This is a genomic window from Candidatus Zixiibacteriota bacterium, assembly GCA_040753495.1.
GTDB lineage: Bacteria > Zixibacteria > MSB-5A5 > GN15 > PGXB01 > DYGG01.
Genome location: JBFMEF010000182.1, coordinates 1 through 7,883, shown reverse-complemented (window position 1 = coordinate 7,883; position 7,883 = coordinate 1). Strand labels below are relative to the sequence as shown.

9 protein-coding genes are annotated in these 7,883 nt (G+C 48.8%); 2 read left to right on the top strand and 7 right to left on the bottom strand.

All coding sequences use genetic code 11. The features are described 5' to 3' along the window. The 7 genes from AB1690_11830 to AB1690_11800 form a co-directional block, all read right to left on the bottom strand. On the bottom strand, positions 1-1,148 hold a 1,148-nt coding region (locus tag AB1690_11830), incomplete at its 3' end, for an ABC transporter permease (protein ID MEW6016001.1). After that, complete coding sequence (locus AB1690_11825) at positions 1,141-2,079, bottom strand: ATP-binding cassette domain-containing protein (GenBank protein ID MEW6016000.1); 939 nt, start codon at positions 2,077-2,079, stop codon at positions 1,141-1,143. The genes AB1690_11825 and AB1690_11830, both read right to left, overlap by 8 nt. Before the next feature lie 56 nt (positions 2,080-2,135). After that, positions 2,136-2,903 (bottom strand): DUF72 domain-containing protein, encoded by a 768-nt coding sequence (locus AB1690_11820; GenBank protein ID MEW6015999.1) that lies wholly within the window; start codon positions 2,901-2,903, stop codon positions 2,136-2,138. Between the two features lie 171 nt (positions 2,904-3,074). Continuing rightward, positions 3,075-3,689 carry a hypothetical protein gene (locus AB1690_11815; GenBank protein MEW6015998.1) on the bottom strand — a complete coding sequence of 205 codons (615 nt, stop codon included), beginning with the start codon at positions 3,687-3,689 and terminating at the stop codon, positions 3,075-3,077. Further along, positions 3,690-4,496, bottom strand: a complete 807-nt coding sequence (locus tag AB1690_11810) for a hypothetical protein (GenBank protein ID MEW6015997.1) — start codon at positions 4,494-4,496, stop codon at positions 3,690-3,692. Continuing rightward, on the bottom strand, positions 4,496-5,113 hold the full coding sequence (locus AB1690_11805; GenBank protein ID MEW6015996.1) for a hypothetical protein: 618 nt from the start codon (positions 5,111-5,113) through the stop codon (positions 4,496-4,498). Before AB1690_11805 ends, AB1690_11810 begins: the two co-directional genes overlap by 1 nt. Further along, positions 5,113-5,979, bottom strand: a complete 867-nt coding sequence (locus tag AB1690_11800; protein ID MEW6015995.1) for a DUF6754 domain-containing protein — start codon at positions 5,977-5,979, stop codon at positions 5,113-5,115. The genes AB1690_11805 and AB1690_11800 overlap by 1 nt, the downstream gene beginning before the upstream one ends. Before the next feature lie 100 nt (positions 5,980-6,079). On the opposite strand from AB1690_11800, the gene AB1690_11795 reads away from it, so the two are divergent. Together AB1690_11795 and AB1690_11790 are read left to right on the top strand one after the other, a co-directional pair. Next, complete coding sequence (locus AB1690_11795; GenBank protein MEW6015994.1) at positions 6,080-7,309, top strand: extracellular solute-binding protein; 1,230 nt, start codon at positions 6,080-6,082, stop codon at positions 7,307-7,309. After that, positions 7,306-7,883 (top strand): sugar ABC transporter permease (locus AB1690_11790; GenBank protein MEW6015993.1); only part of this gene is annotated, 578 nt, incomplete at its 3' end. The genes AB1690_11795 and AB1690_11790, both read left to right, overlap by 4 nt.

Here is a 7,883-nt window from a genome sequence, read left to right as displayed (position 1 = left end):
GGATTGCTTAAAGTAAAGGCGTCACCGCTCAATATATTCAGCCGCATTATCATCATAGTCGGCGTGAAAAATGGAATGAGTGAAAGGGTGACCACGACCGGCGAATCGGGCTCCTGGATAACATACATCGCCAGGAAGACCGGCAGAAGCAACGCCATGGTAATAGGGAAAATATAATTTTGCGCCTCTTTGTCGCTGTTGCAGATAGAGCCGATAAGAGCGAAGAGGGTGGAGTACATGATGTAGCCCAGAACCATAAAGACAATGAAAAAGAGTATAAAGACAGGATTAAAGACCATACCGGCAATATCGCCACGGATATTGAGGTCACTTCGGAAAGAATAAATCCCCAGCCCGATGATTATCCAGACGGCAACCTGAGTCAGGCTTGCCATTCCCAACCCGACAATCTTCCCGGCCATCAATTGAAATGCCGATACCGATGAGACCAGGACTTCCATAATGCGAGAATTCTTCTCTTCGATTACAGAGCGCATCAGGACCTGCCCATAGCCGATGGCGGTCGTGAATATCAGCATCACAAAGACCAGACCGCCGATATAAATGGTCATAAAGTCGCGCTCTTTCCCTCCCGGCGACTGCTCAATAAGAGCGATTTTCCGAGTCAGGTACAGGACAGAATCGACATTCAGATTGATATTAGATTTCTCCAGACGGATTCCCGACAGGATGTCGGAAATCACTCTCTCAAATCGGTTGGAGGTGCGGAAACTAAAAGATTTTGCCACCAGAATTATGCTGTCGCGGGATTCGGCATTCCGCCCTATTATCATATAACACCGCAGGTCTTTTGACTGTATCAATGAATCCAGACTTTTCTTGAGGGTGGCAAACTGAAGCGAATCATCGGGCGATATATTATGAATTCCAGTGACCTGATAAGCCGGGGAAGAGTCATCGAGCTTATATTTTTTTATCGCTTCCGCAAACCTCTCCCCCAGTTGCTGGCCGTCCAGGTCGATGATGGCGACTTTCTCCGTCCCGGCCGGCTTCTTCATTGCCAATAAAGCGGGAACAACCATCATCAGCGCCATAATGGCCGGGGTAAGGAATATCCCGATGATAAACGATTTCTTCTTGACGACTTGCGCGTACTCCCGCTTGATTACTATCCACATCTTACGCATGAGAGGCTCCTTCCGGAGCGGCGAAATCCTCCGGCTTTGCCCGCGCCACATCTATAAAAATGTTGTACAACGACGGTTCCATAAGTTGAAATCTTTTGACCTTGACCTTTTCGACTATCTGGCGCAGGACATCCTGACTGTCTACCGCCGGGCTCAGCCTCAATTCAACATAATTATTAAACTCGGTCACATTCTCTACTCCCGGTATCGAGCGAACAAAAGTGCTGTCGCCCTCCAATTCGACTTGAATAGAGTTCTTGCCGAACCGGCTCTTAACCTCCGACAGGCGGCCATCAATGACAAGCTTTCCCCGATTTATGAGACAGATGTAATCACATAGCTTCTCCGCCTGTTCCATTACATGTGTCGAAAAGAGAATAGTCTTCCCTGCTCGTTTCTCATCAAGCAGGATTCCTTTCACCAGTTCAATATTGAGCGGGTCCAGACCGGAAAACAGCTCATCCAGAATAATCAGGTCGGGGTCGTGGATAAGGGTAGTGATGAACTGCAGTTTCTGCTGCATACCTTTGGAGAGCTCTTCGACCTTGCGATTCTTATATTCGCTCAAGGACATTTTTTCCAGCCACCCGTCAACCTTTTTCACCGCATCCGGACGGCTCATCCCTTTCATTTCGGCAAGATAGGATATGACCTCAAGCAGAGTCATCTTCTTATAAAGGCCGCGCTCCTCCGGAAGATAGCCGACCCGGTCCTTAAAATCCTGATGGACCTTTTTACCCTCGACAATTATCTCGCCGGAGTCGGGGGCAATAATATCCATTATCATCCGGATGGTTGTAGTCTTGCCGGCGCCATTCGGTCCGAGCATGCCGTAGATTGCTCCTTTGGGCACAACCAGCGACAACTGGTCCACAGCCATTTTACCATCGTATGACTTGGTAATTTTCTCTAATCGCAAATACTCGTTCATCGCATACCTCAAGCGCCCTAATTAACATTCATGCGTTTCGGGGTCAACAAAAAAATTCAGAGATTAAGTTTGGCCATCATCTGTCGGGCGTTCTTTACCGCCTGCCCGAGGTGACAATTATTGAAAAATATGAAAGTCTTGCTTACCTGTCCTTCCAGCCGAAGAACCTTGCTCCTCCACTCCTCGAGTTCCTGGTCGGAGTAATCGTAGTCATAACGAAGCGCTCCTCCATCCCACCACTGAGCGGCGTTTCGGCCATGAAGCCGTATATAGGCAATGTCGGAAGATACCTTAAGTTCCGGCTTCAGAAGGCCCGGTAACTGTGGCTCATCAACCGAAACATACGGGATTCGCGCCGACTTGAGGGCTTTAAATGTGTCGGGATTATCCCAGCTACTATGACGAAATTCGACAAAGAACGAGTCTGGAGGAAAGTCCTGTGAGCATTCCGCCACATATTTGAGATTTGAAATGCTGTATTTGAAGGAATACGGAAATTGCGCCAGCACTCCCTTTAATTTACCGGACTCCTGCATAGGTTTCAGACATTCCATGAATGGCCCGCGCGCCTCATCCCTCTCGCGACGTTTATGGGTGAATTTATCGGGAGTCTTGACGATGAATTCGAAACCGGCCGGAGTTTTACGGTCGATGTTCGCCATCACTGCCGGATGGGGAATGCGATAGTAGGTGGAATTGATCTCCACGGACGGGAAGAATTTCAAATAGTGGTCAAGCATTTTCCCCTTTTCGATTTTCTCCGGATAGAAATTGCCGCGCCAGTCTTCGAAGCTGTAACCGGAGGTTCCTATCTTTATAATCATATCTGCCAATTCCCAATCTATGCTACGTAAAAGGCATCTTATTGATTCAGAGGTTTTTCTTTTTCCTGCTTTTCTGGAAACGGATTCTGCCGCATTCGGGGCAGACCCATTTCCGTTGTTTATGAAAGGAATGTTTCAGCTCTTTCATCGGACGACGGCAGCGCGGGCAGGTCATTGGAGGTAATGGAGAAAGTCCGTTAAGAGAAAATCGATTCTTCCTATCAGAGTCGACATGCGGGACATTACGGTGTAGCCGAAAGTTGCCCCGAAGAAGACCATCATGAAGTATGTCCCGATTTTGGCAACTCCGCCCAGAAAACCTTTATGCTCGCGGCTGAAGTAAAAATAAGCCAGAGTTGAAAGCAGCCCTGCCAGGACGACCAGCCCGGAGAAGTTGAATTGACTATCGGATGTTACTAAGGGTTGAATAGAATTGGAGACCTGCCGGAGAGTGCGCTCATAGAGCATAGCCGGAATAGCCGCGCCGGCCCCGGCGCCAATCATCAGGGCCAGAGGAATCCGGGAAAGCCAGCTTAGCCGTCGGCTGAATCGGCTAAACATAAGCAGGCCGAGAATTAACGGCACAGCTAAAAGCAGTTGCCCCTGCTGGAAGAGAGGCTGCAGCAGCTTATCCAGAATTGCCGTCTGCCAAAAAGTAACCAGGGCATAACCGATTGATAAACCGATGAGCAGCGACTCGGCGAATTTGTAGACGGGATTATCACGATATAAGAAAGAATAGATTGCCAGAGTAAGAAGTCCCGCAACAACCGCGCCCCAGTCCATCTACTTCTCCCCTCTGCGCTTTCTGAAGTAAGCGATGTTCCCGACTATTACCAGCAGAACTATAAACAGATGAGCGGCCGTCTGTGAAAGCAATGCTCGGTTCCCTTTGCCCGGCAAACCGAGAACTCCTTCATATTCGGCAGCTCCCACAATCCCCCCTATTGCCGAGTAAAGCTGACCCGAGCTCAAGTACGGGTCATAGGTTGTAATCATGGCGGCGGTAAAGCCGCCGAGGATTTTCAAGCCATGTTTCTTGCCGGTGTATTCAATCCATTGCACGGTCCGGTCGCCATCCGCCAGGGAGATGACAGCGGCAATCTGCTGATAATTTTCGACTCCCTGCATAATCGGAATCTCTGTTGAGTAATTGCCGAGATAATCCTGGGGAAATACCTGCTTGATAGATTCTCCCATGCCGAGTATGGCGGCTATATGCTGCGGTTTAAATCCCAGAAAAACATAATCTTCGCCATATTTCTTGCCATATTCATTGGCCAGTTTATTCAGAGTCTGATATCCGATAGCCGTTCCCTCGGCAAATAGCGACATCCCGATAATCCGTTGATTTCTGCTGAATAAATGGCGGAGAATTATATGACTAATCGGTTGAATTTCCGGGAGAGAAGATGCCTCGTGGTCAAAGGAAACGATTACTACTGAAGATGGCGGAAGGCTATTTATGAACTCGTATGACTTCTGAATATAGGGCGAGGTGGGGATTTTCCACTTGAGGGTAATCGTATAGGAGATGACCATAAGGGCGAAGAGTGACGCGAATATTGCCCAGCGAGTTCTCTGACTATTCATTACTGCCCCCTCAAGTAGGTTCGTTCCAGGCCGAGTATGACGCGCAGGGCGGTAGTCATAGAGCCCAGACCGATACCGATTAAAATCGCCCTTCGGGCAGCCATGGAGGGGTAGTCCTGAACCCAATAAGTCAGTTCGGGAAGGGCATCAGAAAGATATGTGGTTATCGGCATTCTCCCAAGAAGAACGATAAGGGCTGCCGCCAAAAGTATGGTGGCTTGCAGATTGCGGGCGCGAAAACCGCGAAAGGAAGCCGATGCCACAAAAAAAGCCAGCAGGGAAAATACGGTAGCCTGCATCGGGGCTTGCAGATTATCGAACGCCCAGAGGAAGGGGGAGCCGATTTTGGTGCCTCCAGTGATTGCCAGAAATGGCATTCCTATCAATCCTAATAGGCTGACAGTTTTAAAAAGCCGCTCTTTCCCGCGAAGGATAGCTTTCAGACTGTTATTAATGAAAGCCGCGACTCCGACAAATAGGGTGAACGCGAAAATAATCTGCCACCAGTCATTGACCTGATTGAACATGCCGCGCGCCACCGGATGTGCCGAAAAATACTGCAAGAACATTATCAATCCGGCTGCCAGGCAGACCACAAGGGGGATGCGGGAGGTCATTAGAGTTTCCACCATACAGATGAAGGGTCCAAAGTTGACCAGATGACGGCGATTATTATGAAAACGGCGATAATCAATTTGAGAATATCTTGAGCCTTAACGGTTGAAAGAATGACCTGGTTATTGGTCAGGTATCCCGACGCCGCGAAAAGCTCCTCCCCTATTAGCGTGTAATCACAGGCGACAATGAAAAAAGCCAGCTGAATGGTGGAATCGGTTCCGGCAATCTGAATGGCCCCGATGGTATTGCCGGTCTCCGCCATTATCAGCGATTCCGCCTCAAAAGTGCCCAGAAGAAAGACTGATGCCGGTCGTGTGCGGCTGATGATTCCATCCACCGCGGCGGCGTAACCGAACTGTGACGATGAAATATAAAAAATGTCATCGGGGTTGTAGCGGTCAGGATGACCAGCCTTTATATATCCCTCCTTTACCACCTCCTGGGCGACCGCCATAATCACCGGGTCATGAGTGGGATAGATCAAACGGCAGTCATAGAGCGCGGTTTTCTCGGCGACATTGGAAAGGATATTCATGGATGCTATGGTGGTTGGTCGCTGGATGTCGCCACCATATCCGGGGGTGAAGACAATCGGTGTGCCCATCTCGGTGGCGCGACCTACCGCTTCTTCGACCGCTTTCAGTCCCGGAATTTCTCGTATGAAAAAGCTTTTCTTCTTTCCAATGACCCCAACGGAATAGAGTACAACCGCGATAGATATGAGAGACGCAATCAGAGCCGGAAGGGTTCTGCTGTCAAACCAGGCGGTTGACGTTTCGGGACCATCCGCAGCGTTAACGGGCGACGCTAAGAAGAGTGTACAGAGCAGGAGAATGATAGCCGGTTCTAACAATATTACGAGCAATGCCTTCCTCATAATTTATATTAAATTTTCTGCGGCAGCCAAAATCAACAAAAAGTTTAACTTGACATTGAGGACAGCGCCTTTTATTTGATAAGCTATTATGAAAAGTATTTATATTTCACTCGCAATAATATCGCTTTTGCTTCTGCTCCAGTGCGGCGGCAGCAAGACTGACGGGGTTACTATTGAATGGTGGCAGTTCTGGACCGACCCGGCAATAAGACCTGCAATCGAGAAAATGGTTGCCGATTATGAAGCGGCAAATCCGGGTGTCAAAATCAATATTACCGATTTGACCTGGGCAAACGGGCATGAAAAAATCGTCATTTCTTTTTCATCCGGCGCGGCTCCCGATATCGTGGAGTTGGGTTCGGACTGGGTCTGGGAATTTGCTTCGGCCGGTCAGATTGCGCCATTAACTGCAGAGGTAGTCGCGGACACCTCCAAATTCTATGGCTGGGCGCCGTCCACTCTGGACAGTGAGATTTACGCCTTCCCCTGGATTCTCGGCACCAGGGTGCTTTTTGTCAATAATGAGCTTTCTGTCAAAGCCGGGCTCAAAGACAAATATGTTCCGGCTAACTGGGAGCATATGAAACTCCTTTGTTACAAGATTGATTCGCTGGGTGAGGATATCTATGGTTTCGGCGCCAACGCCGCCGAAAAACATACCTTGTATAAGAAATTTCTTCCATTTTACTGGTCAACCGGGGGGAAAATAATCAGCGAAGACGGCAGGTACGCCGTGATTTCCAGCGACAGATGTTATCAGGCTCTCAAATTCTATAAGGAACTTTCCGACAGTTGTGGCATGATTGATACTCAAAGGCGGCTGGAGGATGCTTTTCTTGCCGGAAAAGTCGGCGTTATTATTTCAGGGGATTGGCTCCTCAAGAGGATAAAGAAGGAAATCCTTGATTTTGATTTTGTTACGTCTTTGATTCCCGGACCTGAATATCCGGGTAAATCATTTGTCGGGGGGGAATATCTGGCTGTCAGCAGCCAGTCGCCGCATAAGAAAGAGGCTATCCGGTTTATCAAGTATCTTGCGTCTAAAGAGAATCAAATATTATTCTGCAAGACGAACTACTCTGCCAATCCCTCGCATAAAGAAGCCGCCCTTGACCCATTCTTTAAAGATGACCCGAACATTATGACCTTTGTTTCGCAGCTTCGTCTCTCCGACTTCCCTCCCCCCGACCCGCAATGGGTCTATATTGAAGATATTATTGAGACCATGCTCGAAGATATTCTGTTTAAGGGAGCGCCTATGGTGGAGACGCTGTATGAAGCGCGCAATAAGATTCAGAAGCTGATTGACAGCAAATGAAGAGGCAGTCTCTCGCCGGAAATCTTCTTGCCTCCCCCTGGACTCTGACATTCCTGGCTTTCTGGCTGTTTCCGCTGGTCTATTCGTTCTTACTCGGATTCACCGATTATCGCCTGATGCGCTCCGATTACAACTGGGTCGGGTTCGAGAATTACTTGAATCTTTTTCGGGATAAGGCTTTTATCGAGGCGCTGACAAATACTTTCATATTTGTTCTTGGAACAATTCCTTTTACGACCGTCATCGCGCTGATTCTGGCGCTTCTGGTGGAAAAGAAAATCCCGGGCCAGGCTCTCTTCCGCTCCGGCTATTTTGTGCCGTCTGTCACGTCCATGGTCGTTATTGCCCTTGTCTTCACCAACTTATATTCGCGCGACGGTTACCTCTTCCTGCTGGCTAAGATGCTGTGGATGCATCCTCCTGAAAACGGCTTTCTTCTTTCCAGCAAGACCGCTCTGCTTTCGATAATGGCAATGGATGTCTGGATGTCGGTCGGATATTACATGTTGATTTTTCTTGCCGGATTGAAGGCGATACCGGAGGAATTGTACGAAGCGGCATCGGTAGCCGGCGC